Source organism: Streptomyces sp. NPDC055506 (assembly GCF_053643595.1).
On sequence record NZ_JBSHKH010000010.1, the window covers coordinates 46,899 to 68,566 of the forward strand.

The following is a 21,668-nucleotide window of genomic DNA, read 5'->3' on the forward strand; positions in this document are numbered from 1 at the left end:
AACCCGTCCGTAACGTGCGGCCACCGCTGTATGTTTCCGCACCTTTCCGCATCCCGTATTTCGACGGGGTTCGCGGCGGACGGCGCGTGTAGGACTGGCCTACCGGCGTCCGCGCGAGGGGAGCGGACGCCGGTGTCTGCCGGAGTGCGCCCCCGTCCGGATCCGATCCCGGGGTGCGGCTCCACTTCAGTGAGCGGGGAGTTCAGGCATGGGAACGTTCGGTCGCAGACTGCTGCTGGCGGTCGACGCGAAGGGATACGGCGGCGTCGACGTGGTGACGCAGCGCGAGTGGCAGGAGGCGATCCGGCGGCTGCTGGAGGAGGCGGCCGGCGAGGCCGGGCTCGACTGGGAGCAGTGGGCGACGCAGGTCGGCGGGGACTCGGTCTTCGCGGTCCTGCCGAAGGGGGCGTCGGAGCCGGATCTCGTTGATCCGTTCATGCGCCATCTGGAGGCCGGTCTGCGCACCTTCAACCGCAACCGGCGCGACGAGGCCCGGCTGCGGCTGCGTGCCGCCGTGCACTTCGGGACCGCCTCACCCGCGGCCAACGGCTTCGAGGGCCGCGCCCCGGTCGAGATCGGCCGGATGCTGGACAGCCGTGTGCTGAAGGCGGCGCTCGCCGCGGCGCCGGGGGCTCAGTTGGCGCTCGCGGTCTCCGCGACGGTCTTCAACGACGTGATCGGCGAGGCGTACACGACGATCCAGCCGCAGGAGTTCCGCGAGGTGCGTATCGCGGAGAAGGAGTACGCGGGGCGGGCGTGGATCCGGGTGCCGGGGTACGACGTGACGGCTCTGGACCTCGGGGAGACCGATCAACCCGGCGCGGGGGGCAGCTCAGGGGGCGCAGTGGACGCGGGGGGCGCGACAGCGGTCGGCGCGCGCCCCCTGAGCGCCCCAACTGCTCCTGGCGACACGGTGGTTCAGGTCATCACCGGAACCGTCCATGCCCAGGGTGCCGTCTTCGGGATCTCCAAGTGACCTGAGTGACGGCCGAGGATGAACGAGGAACACGAGGAACACGGCGAGCAGCGCGCCCAGGACGCACCAGAGGCGCACCACGCGGACGAACCGCAGCCCCAGAACCAGAACCAGAACCAGAACCAGCAGCCCGACGTGCCCGAGGAAACGGCGGCTCCCACCACCCCTGCCCCTTCTTCGGAGCAGGTCCATCACAACAACGTCAACCAGTACTTCTACGGAGAACTCGACGCCTCCGGCGCCCAGTTCGGCATCGGCACCGCCGTCTCCGAGAACGCCCGCCGCCGCGCCGTGGGCCGGCTCGACGCGGGCGAGGCGGACGCGATCCTCGCGCCCTACGTCAAGCCCGCCTGCTTCGAGGAGGCCGTGCTCGCCCTCGAACAGGACGGGGTGGTGGTCCTGGTCGCGCCTCCGGGGACGGGCAAGCGGTCCGGGGCCGTGGCGCTCGTCGACGCCCTCGCGGAGGGGTCGGAGTACGTCGTGCTCTCCCCCGGCCGCAGCCTGGACGACCTGGCGAGCGGGAAGGTCGCCTTCGAGAAGGGCGTCGGCTACGTCCTGCTCGACCGGATGAGCGAGGACAGCTCCCAGACGGCGGACTTCGACTGGCGGCGGGTGCGCGACACCGTCCGCGAGCACGACGCCCACCTGGTCGTCACCACCGCGCGCCCGGTCGAGAGCGGGGTCGTCGAGTCCGTACGGCACGTGCCCTGGCGGCTCCCGGACCTCACCGCCGTACTGCGTGTGCGGCTGGTGCGGGCCGGGTGCGCGCCGGACGCCGTGGCGCGGGCCGTGTCGCTGATGCCCGGCGGGTGCCGGATCGCGGAGGTCGCGGTGGCCGCCGAGCGGATCGCGGGCGGCGCGGCACCGGACGAGGTCTGGCAGGACTACGGCAGCAGCGCGGCACAGCCCGTACGCGAGTGGTTCGACCAGGACCGTACGCCGCAGGAGTGGGCCGAGGTCACCACACTGGCCTTCGTCAACGGCGCCGGCTACCGCGACTTCGAGACCTGCCAGGAGCGGCTGGAGGGCTGGGTCGCCCCGGCGTTCCCGGAGCCCGTCACCGAGGAGGAGCAGGCCGAGGCGGCCCGGCGTGCCGTCGACCGCCGGCTGTCGCTGTCCCGCAACGCCCTGATCGCGGCGGAGCAGCGGAAGAACGGCGCGCTCACCCGTACCGCGCTGGTCTTCCCCCACCCCCAGTACCGGCAGTGGGCGCTGGAGGAGCTGTGGACCAAGCGCTCCACCCCGTACTGGAACGGCGTACGGGACTGGCTCACCGAACTCGTCGCCGCCCAGCCGGGGCTCGGGCTCCAGCTGTCCGTCGCACAGGGGCTCGCGCTGCTCACCCGGCCCGCCTTCGACGAGGTCGCCGACAATTATCTGCACCCCTGGGCGGGCGGCGCGGCCGGGCCCGCCGGGCAGTCGACGGCCGTGCTGGTGCTGCAGTGCATGTGCCTGGACGAGAGCCTCGCCGCCACCGCGCTGGGCGTGGCCCGCGGCTGGGCCCGCTCCTACGACCCGGTGCTGCGGTCGACCGCGGCGGCGGCGTTCAGCGGGGCGCTCGGCGTGCGCTTCCCCACCGACGCGGTCACCAACCTGCTCCGGATGGTCCGCAGCGGCGTCCGGTCCGTGGACGCGGCGATCGCCCTGGCCGGTCTGGTCGCGGTGCTCGCGGAGTGCGGGCAGGACACGGGCGCGGTGTTCCGGCCGCTCGCGTACCGGCTGCGGGCCCAGCGCGAGACGCTGACCGGGCACCCCAAGGAGAACATCCTCGGTGCCACGCTGACCGTCCTGCGGGCCCGTGACGCACGGACCGGGCGGCTGGTGTGCGCGTCGCTGATGGAGCGGGACGACCGGCAGACCGCCACCATCGGCGAGCTGTGGGCGGGCGTACTGGACAACCTGCCGCGCCGGGGGCGGGCCCTGGCGGCCCTCAACGCCACCCTGCGCGAGCTGCCGGCCGTGTCGGAACGGCCCGAGCGGGTGGCCGAACGGTTCGGCAGGGCCCTGGGCGAGGTCCTGCCCCCGGACGACGGTCCGCCGCTGGCCACGGCCCTGCGGCGGGTCGCAGCCCGCGCCGGCGAGGCGGCCGTCGCCCTCGTAGAGATCTTCCTTACCGCCGTACTGAGCACGGAGGACTGACAGCCATGGCTGAGAAATACCCGCTCGTCGAGCAGCGGGAGTACGGGCGGCCGGACCGGCGCGGCGGCATCTGGCGCAAGCGGGTGACGCGCGGCGACGACGAGCTGCCCAGGGTCGCCGCCCACCATGTGCGGGTGTTCCGGGTCGGCGAGGAGTACGTCGAGGACCACGGGCAGCTGCGCGCCGACGACCCGGTGGTGACCGGGGCCAGCTCGGTCACGGTCGTGGACCGGCGGATCGAGGTGCCCGTCGTCGTGGAGACGCGGATCCCTTCGGCCGAGGCGGGCGACTTCACCGTACGGGCCTGCTTCTACTGCACGGTCACCGACCCGAGCGCGGTCGTGCGGGACGGCGTCACCGATGTGGAGGCGCTGCTCCTCGCCCATCTGCGCGAGGTGCCGGGGCTCACCGAGGACGGCAGCGACCTGCCGGTCGTCGACACGGCCGCCGTACGTGCCCGGATCGACGCCCGGCTCACCGCGTACCACGAGATGCGGCCGTCCCTGGTGTCGGGGATCCGGGCCCGGCACGGGGCGATCGAGGTCCTGACGCCCGAGGAGATGTCGGCGCACGTCGAGGAGATGGAGCGGGCCCGCCGGGATCGCACGCGCCTGCGCCACCAGGAGGAGATGGAGCAGCAGGCGGCCCTGGACCGGGCCCTGCGCGAGGCCGAACTGGAGCTGAAGCACGAGGAGATCCGCAATCTCCAGGCACTGCGCAAGGAGCGCAACCGGCAGGAGGAGGAGACGCTGCGCACGGGCTACGAGCGTGGCGCCGGGGCCGAGCAGCAGGACTACGAGCTGGAGATCGAGCGCCGGCGCAACCGTTTCACCCGGGCCGAGATCGAGGACGACATCAAGCTGATCGGCTCCGACCCGGTCGCCGCCGACTATCTCGCCTGGCGCAACGGTGACATCAGCGCCGACGAGCTGTCCAAGCGGCTGCACGCGGCCGAGGAGCGCTGGGACTCGCGCAAGGACGACCGGCTCCGGCTCGACCGCGACCACGAGATGACGCGCCGCGGCCTGGACCGGGACGATCTGCGCTGGCAGGTCGAACGCGAGGACCGGCGCCAGGAGCTGGCCCGCGGCGAGGAGCGGGAGCAGACCGCGGCCCAGCGTCACGAGGCCGCCCGGCGCTGGGACCTGGAGCACGAGGACCGGATGCGGCAGCGCCACGAGAAGCGCGAGGACGCCAAGGAACTCCAGCGGGACCAGCACGAGCTGGCGAAGCAGCAGCTCAATGTCCGGGCCACGCTGGGCAAACAGGCCATCGACCGGGGCCTGTTCGACAGCACCATGTACGACGCGGGTGCCTTCATCAACAGCGTCGGCGATGTCCCGCCCACCCCGTCCTCGCCGCAGGGGGAATTGAAGGGCGGGGCGAAGGGCGAGCTGCGCCGGGCGCCCGGGCGGACCGCCGAAGCCCCACCCGCTCCGGCCGACGGCGATGACGCCGACGACTTCGACCCCGCGAACCAGGAGGGGAGCCTTGGCAACTGACACCCCGCTCCGCCCGGCCGACAGCGCGGCCTTCGACGAGCCCCGGAGCCAGTCGCGCCCGGCGCCGCCCGCCTCCGGGTGGACACCCCGGCTGCGCCGGCTGATCGGCATCGACGAACCGCTGCTGGACTGGGTGCCGGAAGAGCGTGCCCGCTACACCTGGTACGGCGCGCTCGTCCTCAACACGGCCCTGCTGGGCGCGATCTCCATGGTCCTGGCGCTCTCCAGCTTCCGCTCCGACCTGCCCCTGGCGGCGGTCCTCGGCGTCGCCGTCGTCTGGTTCTGGGTGGTCCTCGCCCTGGACAGCTGGCTGGTCTCCAGCACCCACGGCACGACGGTCCGCAAGTGGACGCTGCTGGTGCGCTTCTTTCTCTCGGTGCTGCTCGGCCTGTTCATCGCCGAGCCGATCCTCTTCCAGATCTTCGACAAGGAGATCCGCCAGTCGATAGCCGTCGGCAACGAGCAGAAGGTCGCCGACTACCGGGGCATGCTCGTCTCCTGCAACCCCACCGACGGCGCCGCCACCACCGGCCGCCCCGAGTGCGCCCGCTACCAGCTGAAGGTGGCGGGCTCCCCCGCCGAGCTGGCCCGCCAGATCAAGAGCAACGGCGACCGCGTCAAGACCCTGAGCACCCAGGTCGCCGGCATCAACAAGACCCTCAGCGGCAAGCAGTCCACCGAACAGCGCCTGTGCGGACCGAAGTACTGGATCTGGCGGGGCGGCGTCCGGGACGTCACCATCACCTGCGAGCGGGCCCGGAAGGCGACCTCCGACTACAAGGAGAACAGCAAGGTCGAGACGTACGAGAAGCAGCTGGAGGGTCTGGTAGCCCAGGGCCAGAAGCTCGCCGCCCGGAAGGACGGGGCCGCCGACGACTACCAGCCGCTGCTCCAGAAGGCCGTCGACGACAAGACCCGGCAGCGGGCCGCCGATCTGGACACCGACGGCATCCTCACCCGGGCGGCCGGCCTCAAGCAGGTCGCCGAGTCGGACGGCTTCGCCCTCTTCCTGACGATCGTGCTGCATCTGCTGCTGCTCTGCCTGGACGCCATGCCCGTCCTGGCCAAGGTCCTCAGCGGCGCCACGACCTACGACACTCTCCTCGGCGCCCGCCACCGGGCGAGCCGCAAGCTCTACGCCGAGGAGCTCCAGGTCCAGCACACCTGCGCCCGCATGGAACACGACGTCCAGCGGCACCGGGTGGAGTGGGACACGCAAGACCGCATGCGCCGCCTGGAACAGGAGCACCAGCGGGCCCAGGCCGAGCGGGCGGCCCAGGAACGGGCGGAGCTGGAGGCGAGGATGGGGCGGATCATGCGGGCGCGCGGGGCGTGAGGGGTGTGAGGCCTGCTTGATCCGGAAACGGTCCGAAAGATTCGAGTAGCGGAATCCACTAATCCGGCTGGGATGCCACCTCACCTCTCACCACACCTGACGCATCCCAGCCCCAACTGGCCACCAGCCAGCGGAAATGCACCCCGACCCCACCGAACAGGACGACGAATCTTTCGCAACACTCACCGAAACTATTGACAGTTGACAGGGTCAAGCCAACACTCCCGGGTGACAGAGCACCCCGTCCACCCCCACGAGGACGATGGAGGAAGCACACCCATGAGCAACGCACTCAGTCGCTTACGGCTGCTCATCAGCAGCACCTGCACGATGCTGCTGGTCGCACTGGCGCTCCTGGCCCTGCCGGGCACCGCCCACGCCGACACGGTCGTCAACAGGAACCAGACCGGCACCCACAACGGCTACTACTACTCGTTCTGGACCGACAGCCAGGGCACGGTCTCCATGAACCTGTCCGCCGGCGGCAGCTACAGCACCTCATGGCGGAACACCGGGAACTTCGTCGCCGGCAAGGGCTGGGCCACCGGCGCCCGCCGCACCGTGACCTACTCCGGCACCTTCAACCCGTCCGGCAACTCCTACCTGACCCTCTACGGCTGGACGGCGAACCCGCTCATCGAGTACTACATCGTCGACAACTGGGGCACGTACCGGCCCACGGGAACGTACAAGGGCACCGTCACCAGCGACGGCGGCACGTACGACATCTACAAGACCACGCGCTACAACGCCCCGTCCGTCGAGGGCACGAAGACCTTCGACCAGTACTGGAGCGTGCGGCAGTCGAAGCGGACGGGCGGCACGATCACCGCGGGCAACCACTTCGACGCCTGGGCCCGGGCCGGGATGCCCCTGGGCAACTTCAAGTACTACATGATCATGGCGACCGAGGGATATCAGAGCAGCGGCAGCTCCAACATCACGGTGCGCTGACGATGGCCGCCACAGCGCGCGCCGCGCTGCTCACCGCCCTCCTGACGGCAGCAGCCGCGTTCACCGTCACCACCGCCCCGGCGCAGGCCGCCGCCTGCAACGGCTACGTCGGACTCACCTTCGACGACGGCCCCTCCGGCAACACGACGAGACTGATCGACGCGCTCCGGCGGAACGGGCTGCGGGCCACCATGTTCAACCAGGGCCAGTACGCCGCCGCCAACCCGTCCCTGGTCCGGGCCCAGGTCGCCGCCGGCATGTGGGTCGGCAACCACAGCTACACCCACCCGCATCTGACCCGGCTCGGCCAGGCGCAGATCGACTCGGAGATCTCCCGCACCCAGCAGGCCGTCGCGGGCGCGGGAGGCGGCACCCCGAAGCTGTTCCGGCCGCCGTACGGCGAGACCAACGCGACGGTGAGGTCCGTCGCGGCCCGGCACGGCCTGACCGAGATCATCTGGCACGTCGACTCACAGGACTGGAACGGCGCGAGCACCGACGCGATCGTCCAGGCCGCCGGCCGCCTCACCAACGGCCAGATCATCCTCATGCACGACTGGTCCGCCAACACTCTCGCGGCCGTCCCCCGCATCGCCCAGAACCTGACGGCCCGGGGCCTGTGCGCGGGGATGATCTCCCCGCAGACGGGGCGTGCGGTGGCGCCCGGCTGAGGAACCTTCAGGAACGGCGCGATGGCGGGTCCGGGCCATCGCGCCACCCTGGCGGGAGGCGCACGTACTTGAGTACGCGTGCTCATGACGGACCCGCCCCGCCCCCGTGACCCTGAACGTATGAAGAATCGGGGAATGGTTTCCGCAGGGGTCGCGCTCGTGCTCGGTGTGCCTGTCGCCGCTTGGGGGCTGATGGGGCGGCAGGACCACGACGGGTTGCCGGCGAGTGAGCTCGACTACGCCTACCAGCCGTGGGACATCGGCGACGGTGTCGCGGCGGCCGTCGGCGGGCTCGCCCTGGTGCTGGCGGGGGCCGGTGCCGCGGTGCTCGTGCGGGCGGCACGGCGTGGGGCGCTGGACCGGCGCTGGTGGGGGGTGCTCGGGCCGCTCGTGGCCGTCGGGCTGCTGGCCGGTGTGGGCTGGCGGATCCTGACCGCGGGCGTGGTCGGCGCCAACATCGGAGCCGGGATGCTGATGATCTTCGGTGCGCCGGTCGCCGCCGGGCTGCTGCTGTGGGCCGTGGGACGGGGCGTGTGGCTGGCGACCCGGGGACACGGGGGCGGCGACGGCGGGTCCCGGCGCCTGGGCGGGATCTCACCGCACGGCGTGTGACGGCCGGGCCGCGTGGCCGAAACGCCACGGTGGTGAGCGGCGGGGGCGGACAACTTCACTGTCCGGCCAGGAGGTTCGCCTAGGTTGGTGGGCCGGTCCCCCTTCCCCACCCCCCAGGAGGCCCCGCCGTGCTCGACGACAGCCTGCGTGCCCGTATCGACACCTCCAAGCCGCACTCGGCCCGCTTCTGGAACTACTTCGTCGGCGGCAAGGACAACTACGAGGTCGACCGCGAGATCGGCGACCAGATCAAGTCGATCTTCCCGGGCCTGGTCGACGTGGCGGTCACGAGCCGCCGCTTCCTGGGCCGGGCCGTCCGTCATCTGGCCGAGGAGCAGGGCATCCGGCAGTTCCTGGACATAGGCACCGGATTGCCGACCGCCGACAACACGCACGAGGTCGCCCAGCGCGTCGCACCGGACGCCCGGATCGTGTACGTCGACAACGACCCCATCGTGCTGGCCCACGCCAACGCGCTGCTCACCAGCACGCCCGAGGGCAGGACCGCGTATCTGGACGCCGACCTGTACGACCCCGAGGCCGTCCTGGAGGCCGCGGCGGGCACGCTCGATCTGTCCCGGCCGGTCGGGCTGATGATCCTCAACACGCTGGGGCATGTCGCCGAGTACGAGCGGGCGCGGGAGCTGGTGCGGCGGCTGATGGCGGGGCTGCCTTCCGGCAGCCACCTGGTGATCAGTGACAGTACGGCCACGAGCGAGGGCATGATCGCGGCGTCGGAGGCGTACAACTCGAGTGGGGCGGTGCCGTATTACGTCCGTCCCGTTGCCGAGATCGCCGGGTTCTTCGACGGGCTGGAGTTGGTGAGGCCGGGGGTGGTGCGGGTTTCGGAGTGGCGGCCCGAGGTGTCCGGCGGGGCCGGTGTCGATACTGCTGTGGATGCGTACTGCGGTGTTGGGCGCAAGCGGTAGCGGGTTCGTCGTTCGGTGCGGCGCCGTGGGGGCTGGTCGCGCAGTTCCCCGCGCCCCTAAAGATCCACAGCCCTCGGACGATAATCAGGGAATGATCTCCCCTCCCCCCGCCCCCGAGCCGCGTCACCGTCTCGTCGGGGATCTTCTCGCGGTCGGTGAGGCGTACTCCCTCGTCCTCGCCGGCGGGTACGCGATGCTCGCGCACGGGCTGGTGGAGCGGGCCGGGCCGGATGTGGACGTGGCCACCGAGGACCCCGCCGGGATGGAGGCCATCGCCGATGCCGTCCGGGCCGGGCTGGTGGCGCGGGGCTGGCTCGTGCAGACCCGGGAGACCGAGCCGCTGTCCGCCCAGTTCCTCGTCACGGACGCGGCGACCGAGCAGGAGTACGACGTCGGCGTCCACAAGGAGGTGCTGTGGCGCCCGCCCGTGCTGACGGAGCTCGGGCCCGCGCTCGCCCTCGACGACCTCGTCGGCACCCGGGTGCGGGACCTGGCCGACCGCGGACTCGCCCGCGACCTGGTCGACGTACACGCCGCCGCGGCCCGCTGGAGCCACCCCGAGCTCGAGGAACTCGGGCGCCGCCACGCACCCGACACCTTCGACCTCACCGACCTCCAGGCCCGGCTGACCGGCACGGACTGGATCGACGACCGGGCGTTCACCGTCCATGGCCTCGAGGTCTCCGCCGTCGCCGGACTGCGCCGCTGGGCGCAGGAATGGGCCGACGACATCGCGGAACGGCTCATCGAAGGAGAGGCCCCGGACGAGGAGTGACCGGTACGCACCGAACCGCCGAGGCCGGACCTACCGCTCGGTACCCTGACCCGATGGGGAACGGGGCAGGCGGGCAGGTGGGTGTCGTCGCCGCGCTGGTGCGGGCGGCGTTCCTGGTGGACAGTGTCTACGCGGAGGCCAGCCGGGCGTACGGGCTGACGCCCCAGCAGGGACAGCTGCTGTGCGTGCTGATGCCGCAGCCGTACGGGATGGGGGAGCTCGGGGACACGCTCGGGCTGGCGAAGTCGAGCCTGACCGGGCTGGTGGACCGGACGGTGCGGCGGGGGCTGGTACGGCGGGAGGCCGACCCGCGTGACGGCCGGGCCGTGCGGGTGGGGCTGACGGAGGAAGGGGCCTCGCTCGCCGGGAGGTTCTACGCCGAGACCGTACGCCGGATGGAGGCCCTGCCGTCGGGGCTCAACGGCGTCGAGCGGGAACGGCTGGCCGTGCTGCTGTCGCGGGTCGTCGTCGACAACGAGGTTCCCGAGGTGTTCGCGGAGGCGGAGAGGGACCTCGGCGTCGAGTAGCCGAGATCCCCCGGGTCATGCCTGCCGTGCCAGGGGTGCGGCGGCCCGCTCCTCGCGCCTGCCCGCCGCCATCAGGGACAGCGTCACCGCCGTCGACACCGTGGCCATCAGCGTCATCGCGACCGCCGCAGAGGTCAGTTGGGCCACGGAGCCCGCGAGCGCGGCGGCCACGCCCTGCATCGTGAGCATGCCCGCCGAGTGCAGGCCCAGGGCATGGCCCGTCAGGGCGTCCGTTGTCAGGGCCACCAGGCGCTCCTGCTGCACGAGGCTCGCGCCGAAGCCGACGGAGGCCAGCGTGACCGCGGCGGCCGCGAGCGGAAGCCGAGGGTGCAGGAGAAAGGGCACGTACGGGACGGCCAGGAGCAGCAGGAGCGGGAAACCGAGACGGGGGCGCAGCCGCGGTGGGACCAGACGGCCCACCAGGACGTCCCCGGCCAGCATGCCCAGCGCGGCACAGGCGAACAGGGTGCCCGCCGAGGCGGGGGCGTAGGAGACGTAGAGGGATTCGCAGCCGACGATCAGGCCGTTGGGGATCCAGAGGGCCAGATAGACCTGGCGGCGGGGCGCGGACGACCACAGCAGCGCGTTGGCGCGCCAGGTCGCCGCGACCGAGGGGCGGCCCGTCGTACGGGACGGACGGCGGGTCAGGCCCAGCCGGACGACCGCGGCCGCCAGGAGGTAGAGGGCAGCGGCCACCAGCAGGGACACCCGTGGCGACAGCAGCGCGACCAGGGCGCCGCCGGTCGCGTAGCCGGCGATCTGCATCAGGCCGCTCATCATGTTGAGGACCGAGCGGCCGAGCAGATAGCCGTCCTTGGAGAGGATCTCGTTCAGCAGACCCCAGCGCACTCCCCCGCCCACCGACTCCGCCAGCCCCTTGGCGAGGACGATCACGAAGAGCGCCCAGAGGGGCAGTCCGGGCAGGGCCAGGGCGGCCGTGGCCGCCGCGAAGAGCAGGGGCAGGGCCGTCAGGGCAGCGCGCGGGGGCAGGCGGTCGGCCGCCGACAGCAGGAACGTCGCGCCCAGGACCTGCACCAGGGACGAGCCGAACATGCTCACCGCGGACAGCAGCGGCGACTCGGTCGCCCGGAACACCAGGGTGCCCAGGGCCAGCCCGCCCATCGTCTGGGCCACCGTCTGTGCGGAGGCGGCCAGGAAGAACGGGGTGAACTCGGGGGTGCGGAAAAGGTCGCGGTAGCTGCGCATGCGGGGAGTCTCCGACGGCCCGAACGACGCGGTTATTGTTTCGCGCGGGGGCGAAACTTCGGGGGTGTGCGGTGGGCTGGTGGCAGGTCAACGCCGACACCCTGGCCGGAAGCCGGTTCGTGCTCTCCCCGCTCGCCGAGACCTTCGCCTGCCTCCAGTTGCTGCACCGGGGCACACCCGCGCACCCCGGCGAACAGGCCTGGCTGCGCGACCATCTGCCCGGCTACCGGGCCCGGCTGGCCGCCGACCCCGTGACCGCGCTGCTCGTCCGCGCCGGACTGGGCCGGTCCTGGATCGCCGACTTCCTCACGCCCACCCCGAGGAGCGGGGAGAGCTTCGAGGAAGGAGTGGCACGGGTGCGGGCGGCCCGTCCCTGCGAGTCCCGAGCCAACCTGCGGATCTCCCTCGCGGGCCCGCTCCCCGCAGACCTGGACCGGGACGACCTCCCCGAGCGGGCGGCCGGCCTGCTGTCGTACGTCTGGACCGAGACCGTACGACCGGACTGGAACCGGCGCCGACGGGTGCTGGAGGCGGACGTGGTCGCCCGGACCGCGCAGGTGAGCCGGGGCGGCTGGGCGGCGGCGCTGGACACACTGCGACCGGGCCGGACCCGGTGGCTGGGCGACAACCGGCTCCAGGTGAACCTGCACGAGTACCCGCCCCGCGAGATCTCGGGCGCCGAGCTGCTGTTCGTGCCGGTCACCCCGAAGACCGGCTGGGTGTCCTGGGAGGAGCCCGACCGGTACGCGGTGGTCTACGCGTGCGCGGGCGCGCTCGCCGACCCCGGTGGCAGGACCGTGCCCGCGAGCCTCGGCGCCCTGCTCGGCACCGCCCGCGCCGGGGTGCTGGTCCGGCTCGGCTCCCCCTTGAGCACCAGCCAGCTGGTCGCCGTGACCGGGCAGGGGCTCGGCTCGGTGGGGCGGCATCTGCGGGTGCTGCTGGACGCCGGCCTGGTGGAGCGGCGGCGGGCGGGCAGGTCGGTGCTGTATTCGCGGACGGCGGCGGGTCAAGTCCTGGTCGACGCGGTGGAGGCCGGGCCCCGGGCCGGCACCCGCCGGAGCTAGGCTCCGGGCATGACGACTTCCAACGGTTCCTCTCCCCTCGACGTCGAGATCGGTGCACTGCAGGGCGGTTCCGCCGACCTGTCCCAGTACGCGGGCAAGGCCGTGCTCGTGGTGAACGTCGCCTCCAAGTGCGGCCTGACCCCGCAGTACACGGGGCTCGAGAAGCTCCAGGAGCAGTACGCGGAGCGCGGCTTCACCGTCCTCGGCGTGCCCTGCAACCAGTTCCTCGGGCAGGAGCCCGGCAGCGCCGAGGAGATCGCCGAGTTCTGCTCGGCGACGTACGGCGTGACCTTCCCGCTGACCGAGAAGGTCGAGGTCAACGGCGACGACCGGCACCCGCTGTACGACCGCCTGACCGGCTTCGCCGACGCCGAGGGGCACAGCGGCGACATCCGCTGGAACTTCGAGAAGTTCCTCATCGGCCGGGACGGCCAGGTGGTCGCCCGCTTCTCGCCGCAGACCGAGCCGGAGTCGGCCGAGGTCGTGACGGCGGTGGAGTCGGCGATCGGCTGACGCGGCCCCTTGACCTTGCCCCTGGGGCAGGGCCGAGCGTCCTGGTCACCGGGCGGAACCGTCCGCCCGGTGACGGAGGATGAGGCCGTGGACGACGAACTGCTCACCATCGGGGCGTTCGCCGCGCGGGCCAGGCTGTCGGCCAAGGCCCTGCGGCTGTACGACCGGCTGGGGCTGCTCGCCCCGGCGCATGTCGACGAGGTCAGCGGCTACCGCTACTACCGCGCCGGCCAGGTCGAACGGGCCCGGCTCGTGGCCATGCTGCGCCAGCTGGACATGCCGCTCGCCCGGATCGCCGAGGTGGTCGCGGCGGACGACGGGCCCACGGCGGCCGCTCTGCTCGGCACGTACTGGGCGGATGTCGAGGCACGGGTCGCGGGGCAGCGGACGCTCGCCGAGTACCTCCGTGGACGACTGTCGGGGAGGAGCTCCGAGATGTACGAGAAGTTCGCGGTCGAGACGGTGGACGTGCCGGCGCAGGTGGTGATCAGCGAGGCACGGCATGTGCTGGCGGGCGAGCTGCCCGCGTGGATCGGGGCGTCGCTGGGCCGGCTGGAGTCGGCGGCGCGGGAGTGCGGCGGCATCACGGCGCCGCCGTTCGTCGTCTACCACTCCGAGGTCTCGATGGAGAGCGACGGCCCGGCCGAGTCCTGTGTGCCCGTGGCCGACGAGGCGGCGGCCCGGGCGTGGGCCGAGCGGCACGGCCGTACCTGGGAGGCGAAGGTACGGGTGGAGCCGGCCCGGCGTCTCGCCTACACCCGGATCACCAAGGCGCAGGTGGCGCATCCGCAGATCCTGGCCGCCTTCGAGGCGGTGGAGGAGTGGATCACCCGGGAGGGTCTGGAGCAGGCGGGCCCGTGCCGCGAGGTGTACTTCGTGGAGGACTGGGACGGTGCCGGGGCACAGGACCCGGTGTGTGACGTGGCGTTCCCGGTGAGCTGAGCCCACTGGGGTCCGGGCACGAGCGGAGCCCTCTCGGCAAGGACGGCGATGCTGGTCGAGAGGGCTCTGTCGGTGGTGCTTGTGCGGTTGTCGAGCGCGCGGTCAGGCCTTGACCGAGGTCACGAAGGCGTTCCACGCGTCGGCGGGAAACGCCAGCTTGGGGCCCTCGGGGATCTTGGTGTCCCCGAGCTCCAGGGCGGCTTCGACGGTCGACCTGACCATCACGCACGCGCCGTTGTTGTTGGTGTAGGAGGACGTCGTCCACGTTTCCGTGGCGCCCAGACGAATTGCCATGTTCGCTCCGTAGCCAGTTGCGTTTACGCCAACCCGTGCTGGTGGTTGGCGTGATCGACGCTACTCGCCAACATCCTCGTTCGGAGCAGTCATTCACTCGACCGGATGGCATATTCCAGGGGACACTTCCAGTCAGGCGTGTCAGGGGTGTAACATCCCGCGCTTTGCCCGACGGAAGGTCACTTCTCCCCCTCGACTAGCCGCGCGCGTACTCCTTCGCCACCCGCTCGATGAGCTGCCGCGACTGGTCCACGTTCAGCGACTGGGCGCGCAGATGCTCGTACATCACCGTGTACTTCTGCACGTCGAGCGGCTTCTCCAGGTACAGGTCGCTGGTGACGCCCTCGATGTACACCACGCTCGAGTCGGCCGCGTCGGCGAACTCCAGGATCGAGTACTGGCCGTTGATGCCGGCGTGCGCACCGACCTCGAACGGCAGGACCTGCACGGTGATGTGGGGCAGCTGCGACATCTCGACGAGGTGCTCCAACTGCTCGCGCATCACCGGGCGGCTCCCGACGATCCGGTGCAGGGACGCCTCGTCCAGGACCACCCACAGCCGCAGCGGGTCCGTGTCGGCGGTGATACGGCCTTGCCGGCGCAGCCGGACCTCGACGCGCTTGTCGTTGTCCGCCTCCGACGCCTCGGGCGAGCCGCCCCGGATGATGGCATCGGCGTACGCGCGCGTCTGCAACAGGCCGGTGATGATCTGGGGTTCGTAGACTCTGAGCGACTCGGCGTCCGTCTCCAGGCCGATGTAGACGCTGTACGGGATGTCCCCGAAGGCATGCCACCAGCCCTGCTGCCGCGAGTCCTTGGCCATCTGCATCAGCGAGTCGACGATGCGCTGGTCCTCCACCTCGTAGACCCCGCACAGATCGCGCACGTCACGCTGGCTGATGCTGCGCCGGCCGTTCTCCAGCCTGCTGATCTTCGACTGCGACACCAGCAGCCGCTCGGCGACCTCTTCGGCCGTCATGCCCTTGAGCTCGCGGAGCCTGCGGAGCTCCTGGCCCAGCCGGCGCCGCCTGACGGTGGGATTGACATTGGACGCCACGGGACGTGCACCTCCGGCTGCGTGCCTCTACTTTGCGTATCTGCTGTTGAGCAGACTGCCACCAAGGTGCTTACTACCGCTGGGAAACGGTGGATATGCGACGGGTACACGCCAGTTCGGACAGGCACGCCGAGCGGGGCGGGGAGAGTGTGTGCTCTCCCCGCCCCGCTCGGACAGCGGCTCCCGTGACCGGGTCGTGGGTGCGGCGGCGTGCCGGTGGTGCGGCGCGGCTCAGTGGGCCGGGACGCGGGCCATGCTTCCGCGGTGTGGCTGCATCGGAACACCGCGGGCGGGTTCCGGTGCGGACCTGGCCCCGCCGGCGGCCTGGCGGCCGGGCGGTGCCGGGTTGCGGCGCGGCTGCGCGGCCACGCCGTTCTGGACGTCCATCACGGCGTGCGCGACGAGACCGCCCATGGGGTCGTGCCTGATCAGGTCCCGCAGCCGGGACCGGGACGAACGTCCCTCGTTCCCCGGATACAGGTGCTTGCCGAGGCCGACCGCGTGTGCCAGGGCGGCGAGCGCGGCGGTCCGCGGGTCCGGCGGTACGCCGGTGCGGATCGCGGAATCCAGCCTGGCCCTGATCTCCCGGCTGATTTCGGTGTCCGTCGCCTGGTAGCGAGTCGTCGGCAGCACTCCGCACATCTGGCCGGCCACGGCATGCACCATGCCGCACCTCTCCAGATGCGAGAGGTAGGTCTGGCGCAGCCCCAATCGTGGCCCGCCGATCCAGTGGACGGCCCGCACGGGAGCGCCACGCCTTCGCAGCAACTCCAATGCGCAGTCCAGTGTTGGATCTCCAGTCGGCCGTGGTGCCACCACGGCGATACGATCCCCGTCTGGGGCTATCCGTCCGGCCAGCGCCAGCTCTACTAGCTGTGCTCCGGCCAGACCGAGGTCGAGCGACTGCGGCTGTGCAGTGGTACCCGTGGTCGGGTCCAATGCCAGCAGCAGAAGCTCCTCCGGAAGTGTTCTGCGGCTCCTGCCCATCCATGCCTCCCCGCGTGGATGAAAGACAGGGTGACCCCTCTCACATTGGTCTGTCGAGGGTGCGTGACCGGTTCGTAGTGGAACCAGTAGGTATGTCGTTCTCGTCTACCGGTTCGGTTCGACCCGTACACAGGACACTGGTACATGGTTCGGACAGCGCCGGGGAGCGGTGTCACGGCGGCGGTTCACGGTTCGTTACGCGTACGCGGGGAGTGCGGCGCGAGGAGGAGGCATCGGTGGCGGGCGAGTCCCCCGACAGGTCGAAGAAGCGCGAGTCGTCGGCACAAGAGACGTCGGGGAGCGCGAGTCCGGTTCCGGAGGCCAGGAGCGAGGCGGCCGCGGAGGCCCGCGACCCGCGCCTCGCGGTGGCCCGGGACGCGGAGAAGTCCTCCGCTCGCGGTGGCGTCGATACGGCGACCCGCGTGTTCTCCGTACGCGCCCCGGACGAGCCGACGGACACCCCGCCCGACTCCCCCGGCCCCAAGAAGCCCACGGACGCGACGCCTGACGCCGAGCAGGGCGATGGCGACGCGGGCGCCGAGGGCGCGGCGGGTGACGCCGAGGACACCGCGGGCAGTGACGGGCGGCTGAGGGACGCGGTGGCCGCGTGGGTCGCGTCGGCGGAACCGGACGAGGAGCCCGTCGCCGCCGAGGATCGGGACGAGCGTGCCGAGAGTGCCGGGAAGGACTCCGGGGACGACCAGGAGGCCGCCGAGAGCACTGACGAGCCCACGAAGGCCGAGACGGACGACCAGGAGGCCGAGGGCGCTGACGAGCCCGCCGAGGCCGACGCGGACGCCCGGGACGGCCAGGAGGCCCCCGAGAGCGCGGACGAGAGCCCTGACGGGGCTGCGGACGCTGCGGACGCCCCTGAGGCCCAGGAAGCCGCAGAGCAGGCGTCCGAGGGCGCCGAGGCGAGCCAGGACGAGGACGACGAACCCGAGGCGGACCGTTCCGCCACCGCCACCGCCACCGCCACCGCCGGCGAGACGGACACGGACGCCCCCGAGTCCGACACCGACGCGCCCGAGTCCGGCACGAAGCCCGACGAGGCCGACGGCACGGCGAGCGACGCCGGCAGCACCACGAAGGCCGACAGCGCGGCGGACGCCGACGACAAGACCGCCGAGCCCAAGGACCCGCGCGCGGCCGACGACACCGAGGCCCCGGCCAAGGCCGACAAGGCCGACGACACGGCGGACACCGACGACAAGACCGCCGAGCCCAAGGACCCACGCGCGGCCGACGACACCGAGGCCCCGGCCAAGGCCGACAAGGCCGACGACGCTGAAGGCGACGGCACCGGCGAGGGCGAGGGGCAGGAGAAGGATCAGAAGTCGGATGACGGGGGCGGCCCCGTCAAGCCCGGCGTCGATCAGCCCACCGCCGTCTTCAAGGCGCCGCGGCCGGCGGTCGATCAGCCGACCACGATGCTGAAGATCGGGGGCGCGGCCAAGGGCAAGGACGCCCCCGAGAGGGACGCCGAGCGGACCAGCAAGTTCGTCGCGCTCAAGCAGCTGGACGACCCGGCGACGAAGAAGCCGGCCGCCTCCGCCCCGGCCCCTGCCGAAGCCACCGCCCCCGTCCCCACCGTCAGCCCCGAGCGGACCACGCAGCAGCCGTTGCCGCCGCGGCCGCCGCTCGACATGCTGGCCGAGCTGACGAACACCCCGCCGCCCCCGGACACCCCGCTGCGGACGGCCGTACGGCGGGTGAAGATCTGGACGCCGCTGGCGCTGCTGCTCGTGATCGTCTTCGCGGTCGTGCAGAGCGTGCGCCCGCTGCCGACGCCCACGCTCGAGCTCACCGCGAAGGACAGCTACACCTTCGAGGGCGGCAAGGTCGACATCCCCTGGCCGGCCGACGGCCAGGCCGCGCTGGATGTGCAGGGCATCGGGACGTTCGGCTCGTCCGGCGAGCAGAAGCCCGTGCCGATCGCGAGCGTCGCCAAGGTCATGACCGCCTATGTGATCCTGCGTGAGCACCCGCTGAAGAGCGGTGAGGACGGGCCGAAGATCGGGATCGACCAGGCCGCCGAGGACCAGTCCGACGCCGGCCAGGAGTCCACCGTCGATGTGACGAAGGGCGACAAGATCACCCAGCGGGAGGCTCTGGAGAGCATCCTGATCGCGTCCGCGAACAACGTGGCGCGACTGCTCGCCCGCTGGGACGCGGGGTCCGAGAAGGCGTTCGTGCAGAAGATGAACGACGCCGCCAAGGACCTCGGCATGAAGAACTCGACGTACACCGACCCCTCGGGCCTGAACAACACGACCGTGTCCACGGCCGTGGACCAGGTGAAGCTCGCCCGGGCCGCCATGGAGCAGCCCGCCTTCCGCGAGGTCGCGGCGATGATGTCGTACGTCGACTACAAGGGCACCAAGCACGACAACTGGAACCGTCTGGTCGGCTCCAACAACGTCACCGGCATCAAGACCGGCACCACCACCTCGGCGCTCGGCAACCTCGTCTTCGCCGCGAAGAAGGACGTCGACGGCGAGACCCACCGGGTCATCGGCGCCGTGGTGCGCCAGCCGGCCGGCGGTCCGGACAACACGATCCTGGGCGCCGCCCTCCACGAGGGCGACAAGCTGATCAGGGCCGCGCAGGGCGCGCTGGAGTCGGCGACGATCCTGAAGAAGGGCGACATCGTCGGGTACGCCGACGATGGTCTCGGCGGCCGTACTCCGGTCGCCGTCACCGAGGACGTCACGGCCGTCGGCTGGGCGGGCCTGTCCGTCAAGCTGACGTTCGCCCCGGACGAGCTGCCGCACACGGCCAAGGCCGGCCAGAAGGTGGGCACGCTCACCGTCGGTGACGGCAGCACGAGCGCGGTCAAGGTTCCGGTCGCCCTCCAGGAGGACCTCGTGGAGCCGGGCTTCGCCGACAAGCTCACGCGCATCGGCTGAGCCGGGACGCCCAACCGCACCACCGCACCCCGTCGGCAGCGGCCCGTCCGGGCTCCGCTCGGCGGGGTGCGTGCTAGCGTCCCGAATCGGGGCAGTCCGCCGTCCGCGGCGGCGCGGCCGCGAACCGAGGGTGAACGGTACGCGGCCGGGAAGCAGAAGCTGAGAACAGAAGACGGGACACGGGGAGTGCCTTTCAGTGGCCACTGCGGAGCCGACACGCACCGAGAAAGCCGATCCGGGCCCGGGATCCGGCCCGCGAATAGGCGTGCCCACGACGCTGGAGACCGACGAGCGGGACGCTGACGGCACGACCGGCCGTGAGCGCGACACCCGGCTGCGCACCGCAGTACTGACGCTGCGTGAGCGCATGCTGCGCCACCCCGTCCTGTCCGTCACCGGCCTCGCCGGAGTGCTCCACGTCGTCTGGTTCTTCACGTTCGCGAACAGTGGCGGTGACCTCGCCGCGCAGGACGCGTGGGCCGAGTTCGTCGGCCGGCACCCGGACTCGGCGTACAACCTCGCCTGGTACGGCGGGATGCACCCGGTCTCGTACAGCGTCGTGTCGCCGTATCTGATGTCGGTACTCGGCGTGCGGACGACGATGATGATCGCGGGGACGGTGTCGGCCGGGCTGCTGACGCTGCTCCTGCTGCGCAGCAGGTCCGTCCGCAACCCCCTGTGGGCGTCGCTGGCGGGCGTGTTCGGGCTGTTCTGCAACGCGGTGTCCGGACGGGTGACGTTCGGCCTCGGCATGATGTTCGCGCTCGGCGCGGTCGCCGTCGTGTTCTGCTGGCCGTACCGGTGGCGTTACAAGCGCTGGGCGAAGGCCCTGAGCGCGGCGCCGCTGGCCGCGCTGGCCACCATGGCGTCGCCGGTCGCGGGTCTGTTCGTGGGTCTGGTGGCGGTCGCGCTGTTCCTGCAGAAGCGGCGGCCGGGCGCGTGGGCGCTGGGGCTGGCGCCGAGTGCGGTGGTGGCGGTGTCGGCGTTGCTGTTCCCGTTCTCGGGGACGCAGCCGATGATATTCGGCTCGGTGATCCTGCCGGTCGCGTTCTCGGCCTGCGCCTACCTCCTGGTGCCGAAGGACTGGAAGACGGTCCGGCTGACGGCGGCGGTGTACGGGCTGGGCGTGGTGCTGGTGTGGCTGATCAGCTCCCAGATCGGGTCCAACATCACGCGGCTCGCAATGCTGTTCGCCGGCGTCGCGCTGGTGGCCGCGCTGCCGTACACGGTGCCGCGCGGCCGCAGGTGGTACGCGGCTGTGGTCGCGATGGTCGCCTTCGCCGGGTGGATCGGCTTCAAGACGGTCGACGACGTCGTGCACATGGCCCCGGCGGCGTCCTGGTCGCGCGAGCTGGCGCCGCTGCTCAACCAGTTGCAGGAGGTCGGCGCCGAGAGGAGCCGGGTGGAGGTCGTCCCCGCCCGCTCCCACCGGGAGGCCGCAGCGCTCGCGCCGTACGTCAACCTGGCCCGCGGCTGGAACCGCCAGGCCGACATGGAGCGCAACCCCCTCTTCTACGACGACACGCTCAACTCGGCGAACTACCGCGAGTGGCTGCAGCGCTGGGGCGTGCACTACGTCGTGCTGCCCAAGGGCGAGCCGGACGGCGACGGCGGGGTGCGGGAGCGGGCGCTGGTGCAGCGCGGGCTGCCGTATCTGACCCAGGTCTGGGGCGACGCCAACTGGCAGCTGTTCAAGGTCACCGACCCCACCCCGCTGGCCGAGCCGAACACCGTCGTCGAGCGGGCCGAGCAGGGCGAGATGGTGCTCCGGGTGAAGAAGCCGGGCCGGATCCTGGTCCGCATCCCGTACACGCCGTGGCTGAGCGTCGTCGACTCCGAGGGCAAGAGCCTGAAGCCGCCGCAGGAGACGGAGGAGTCCAGGAACCGTCCCGACGGCGAGCCGAAGACGTACGTCAACGTCAACGGCTGCCTGATGGACACGGAGGAGGACGCCCAGGGCGTGCGCTGGACGGAGCTGCTCGCACCGAAGGCCGGGACGTACCGGCTGGCGGCGCCGTACCAGTTCCCCCGGGGGCTTCCCTGCCCGAAGGAACTGCGGGACGAGCAGCACTGAAGCCCGCGGGGTTTCATACAAATGTCCCCATAGAGCAGAGGTCCCCATACAACGGATTGCTGTCATAAAAGTGGGTAATATCCCGCGCACACAGTGGCCGGTGGGGGACCTCGACGGCGTGAAGGGGGCAACGCGCGCCGTCGGCCGCCCCTGATCACCCCTTCCTCCGTGGCTGCACAGGTGTGTTCCAGGGGGGAGTGG

At 71.6% G+C, this 21,668-nt stretch carries 19 protein-coding genes; 15 read left to right on the plus strand and 4 right to left on the minus strand.

Features of this window, described 5'->3' with window-relative positions:
• Window positions 1-208: 208 nt before the first annotated feature.
• The 10 genes from ACWIF2_RS06535 (at window position 209) to ACWIF2_RS06580 (ending at window position 10,421) form a co-directional block, all read left to right on the plus strand.
• On the plus strand, window positions 209-976 hold the full coding sequence (locus tag ACWIF2_RS06535) for a hypothetical protein (RefSeq protein ID WP_454358928.1): 768 nt from the start codon (window positions 209-211) through the stop codon (window positions 974-976).
• A gap of 18 nt (window positions 977-994) precedes the next feature.
• The gene (locus tag ACWIF2_RS06540) at window positions 995-3,115 is read left to right on the plus strand and encodes a hypothetical protein (protein ID WP_454358929.1); all 2,121 of its coding nucleotides are present in this window, start codon (window positions 995-997) and stop codon (window positions 3,113-3,115) included.
• A 5-nt stretch (window positions 3,116-3,120) separates the two neighbouring features.
• The gene (locus ACWIF2_RS06545; RefSeq protein ID WP_454358930.1) at window positions 3,121-4,617 is read left to right on the plus strand and encodes a hypothetical protein; all 1,497 of its coding nucleotides are present in this window, start codon (window positions 3,121-3,123) and stop codon (window positions 4,615-4,617) included.
• Window positions 4,607-5,953, plus strand: a complete 1,347-nt coding sequence (locus ACWIF2_RS06550; protein WP_454358931.1) for a DUF4407 domain-containing protein — start codon at window positions 4,607-4,609, stop codon at window positions 5,951-5,953. The genes ACWIF2_RS06545 and ACWIF2_RS06550 overlap by 11 nt, the downstream gene beginning before the upstream one ends.
• Before the next feature lie 279 nt (window positions 5,954-6,232).
• The gene (locus tag ACWIF2_RS06555; protein WP_454358932.1) at window positions 6,233-6,907 is read left to right on the plus strand and encodes a glycoside hydrolase family 11 protein; all 675 of its coding nucleotides are present in this window, start codon (window positions 6,233-6,235) and stop codon (window positions 6,905-6,907) included.
• Window positions 6,908-6,909: 2 nt separating this feature from the next.
• Window positions 6,910-7,578: a polysaccharide deacetylase family protein gene (locus ACWIF2_RS06560; RefSeq protein ID WP_454358933.1), complete on the plus strand. Its 669-nt coding sequence runs from the start codon at window positions 6,910-6,912 to the stop codon at window positions 7,576-7,578.
• 135 nt (window positions 7,579-7,713) lie between these two features.
• A complete protein-coding gene (locus ACWIF2_RS06565; protein WP_454358934.1) occupies window positions 7,714-8,190 on the plus strand; it encodes a hypothetical protein in 477 nt (158 codons plus the stop codon).
• A gap of 128 nt (window positions 8,191-8,318) precedes the next feature.
• On the plus strand, window positions 8,319-9,119 hold the full coding sequence (locus ACWIF2_RS06570; protein WP_454358935.1) for an SAM-dependent methyltransferase: 801 nt from the start codon (window positions 8,319-8,321) through the stop codon (window positions 9,117-9,119).
• Window positions 9,120-9,210: 91 nt separating this feature from the next.
• Window positions 9,211-9,894, plus strand: a complete 684-nt coding sequence (locus tag ACWIF2_RS06575) for a nucleotidyl transferase AbiEii/AbiGii toxin family protein (protein ID WP_454358936.1) — start codon at window positions 9,211-9,213, stop codon at window positions 9,892-9,894.
• A gap of 53 nt (window positions 9,895-9,947) precedes the next feature.
• Window positions 9,948-10,421 (plus strand): MarR family winged helix-turn-helix transcriptional regulator, encoded by a 474-nt coding sequence (locus tag ACWIF2_RS06580; protein ID WP_454358937.1) that lies wholly within the window; start codon window positions 9,948-9,950, stop codon window positions 10,419-10,421.
• 15 nt (window positions 10,422-10,436) lie between these two features.
• On the opposite strand, the gene ACWIF2_RS06585 is transcribed toward ACWIF2_RS06580, so the two are convergent.
• Window positions 10,437-11,627, minus strand: coding sequence for an MFS transporter (locus tag ACWIF2_RS06585; RefSeq protein WP_454358938.1), 1,191 nt, complete (start codon window positions 11,625-11,627; stop codon window positions 10,437-10,439).
• Between the two features lie 71 nt (window positions 11,628-11,698).
• On the opposite strand from ACWIF2_RS06585, the gene ACWIF2_RS06590 reads away from it, so the two are divergent.
• The 3 genes from ACWIF2_RS06590 (at window position 11,699) to ACWIF2_RS06600 (ending at window position 14,146) form a co-directional block, all read left to right on the plus strand.
• Window positions 11,699-12,691, plus strand: a complete 993-nt coding sequence (locus tag ACWIF2_RS06590; protein WP_454358939.1) for an ArsR family transcriptional regulator — start codon at window positions 11,699-11,701, stop codon at window positions 12,689-12,691.
• Between the two features lie 9 nt (window positions 12,692-12,700).
• Window positions 12,701-13,204 (plus strand): glutathione peroxidase, encoded by a 504-nt coding sequence (locus ACWIF2_RS06595; RefSeq protein ID WP_454358940.1) that lies wholly within the window; start codon window positions 12,701-12,703, stop codon window positions 13,202-13,204.
• Between the two features lie 69 nt (window positions 13,205-13,273).
• On the plus strand, window positions 13,274-14,146 hold the full coding sequence (locus ACWIF2_RS06600; RefSeq protein ID WP_454358941.1) for a MerR family transcriptional regulator: 873 nt from the start codon (window positions 13,274-13,276) through the stop codon (window positions 14,144-14,146).
• Window positions 14,147-14,248: 102 nt separating this feature from the next.
• Here ACWIF2_RS06600 and ACWIF2_RS06605 read toward each other — a convergent pair whose 3' ends face one another.
• The 3 genes from ACWIF2_RS06605 to ACWIF2_RS06615 all read right to left on the minus strand — a co-directional run bounded on the left by ACWIF2_RS06605 (window position 14,249) and on the right by ACWIF2_RS06615 (window position 16,484).
• Window positions 14,249-14,440 carry a DUF397 domain-containing protein gene (locus ACWIF2_RS06605; protein ID WP_382495485.1) on the minus strand — a complete coding sequence of 64 codons (192 nt, stop codon included), beginning with the start codon at window positions 14,438-14,440 and terminating at the stop codon, window positions 14,249-14,251.
• Between the two features lie 196 nt (window positions 14,441-14,636).
• On the minus strand, window positions 14,637-15,497 hold the full coding sequence (locus ACWIF2_RS06610; RefSeq protein WP_454358942.1) for a helix-turn-helix domain-containing protein: 861 nt from the start codon (window positions 15,495-15,497) through the stop codon (window positions 14,637-14,639).
• Window positions 15,498-15,728: 231 nt separating this feature from the next.
• A complete protein-coding gene (locus ACWIF2_RS06615; protein WP_399017842.1) occupies window positions 15,729-16,484 on the minus strand; it encodes a GOLPH3/VPS74 family protein in 756 nt (251 codons plus the stop codon).
• Window positions 16,485-16,720: 236 nt separating this feature from the next.
• Here ACWIF2_RS06615 and ACWIF2_RS06620 point away from each other — a divergent pair, with 236 nt between their 5' ends.
• Together ACWIF2_RS06620 and ACWIF2_RS06625 are read left to right on the plus strand one after the other, a co-directional pair.
• Window positions 16,721-19,393: a D-alanyl-D-alanine carboxypeptidase gene (locus tag ACWIF2_RS06620; protein WP_454358943.1), complete on the plus strand. Its 2,673-nt coding sequence runs from the start codon at window positions 16,721-16,723 to the stop codon at window positions 19,391-19,393.
• A gap of 196 nt (window positions 19,394-19,589) precedes the next feature.
• Window positions 19,590-21,467 (plus strand): MFS transporter, encoded by a 1,878-nt coding sequence (locus ACWIF2_RS06625; RefSeq protein WP_454358944.1) that lies wholly within the window; start codon window positions 19,590-19,592, stop codon window positions 21,465-21,467.
• Window positions 21,468-21,668: the final 201 nt, after the last annotated feature.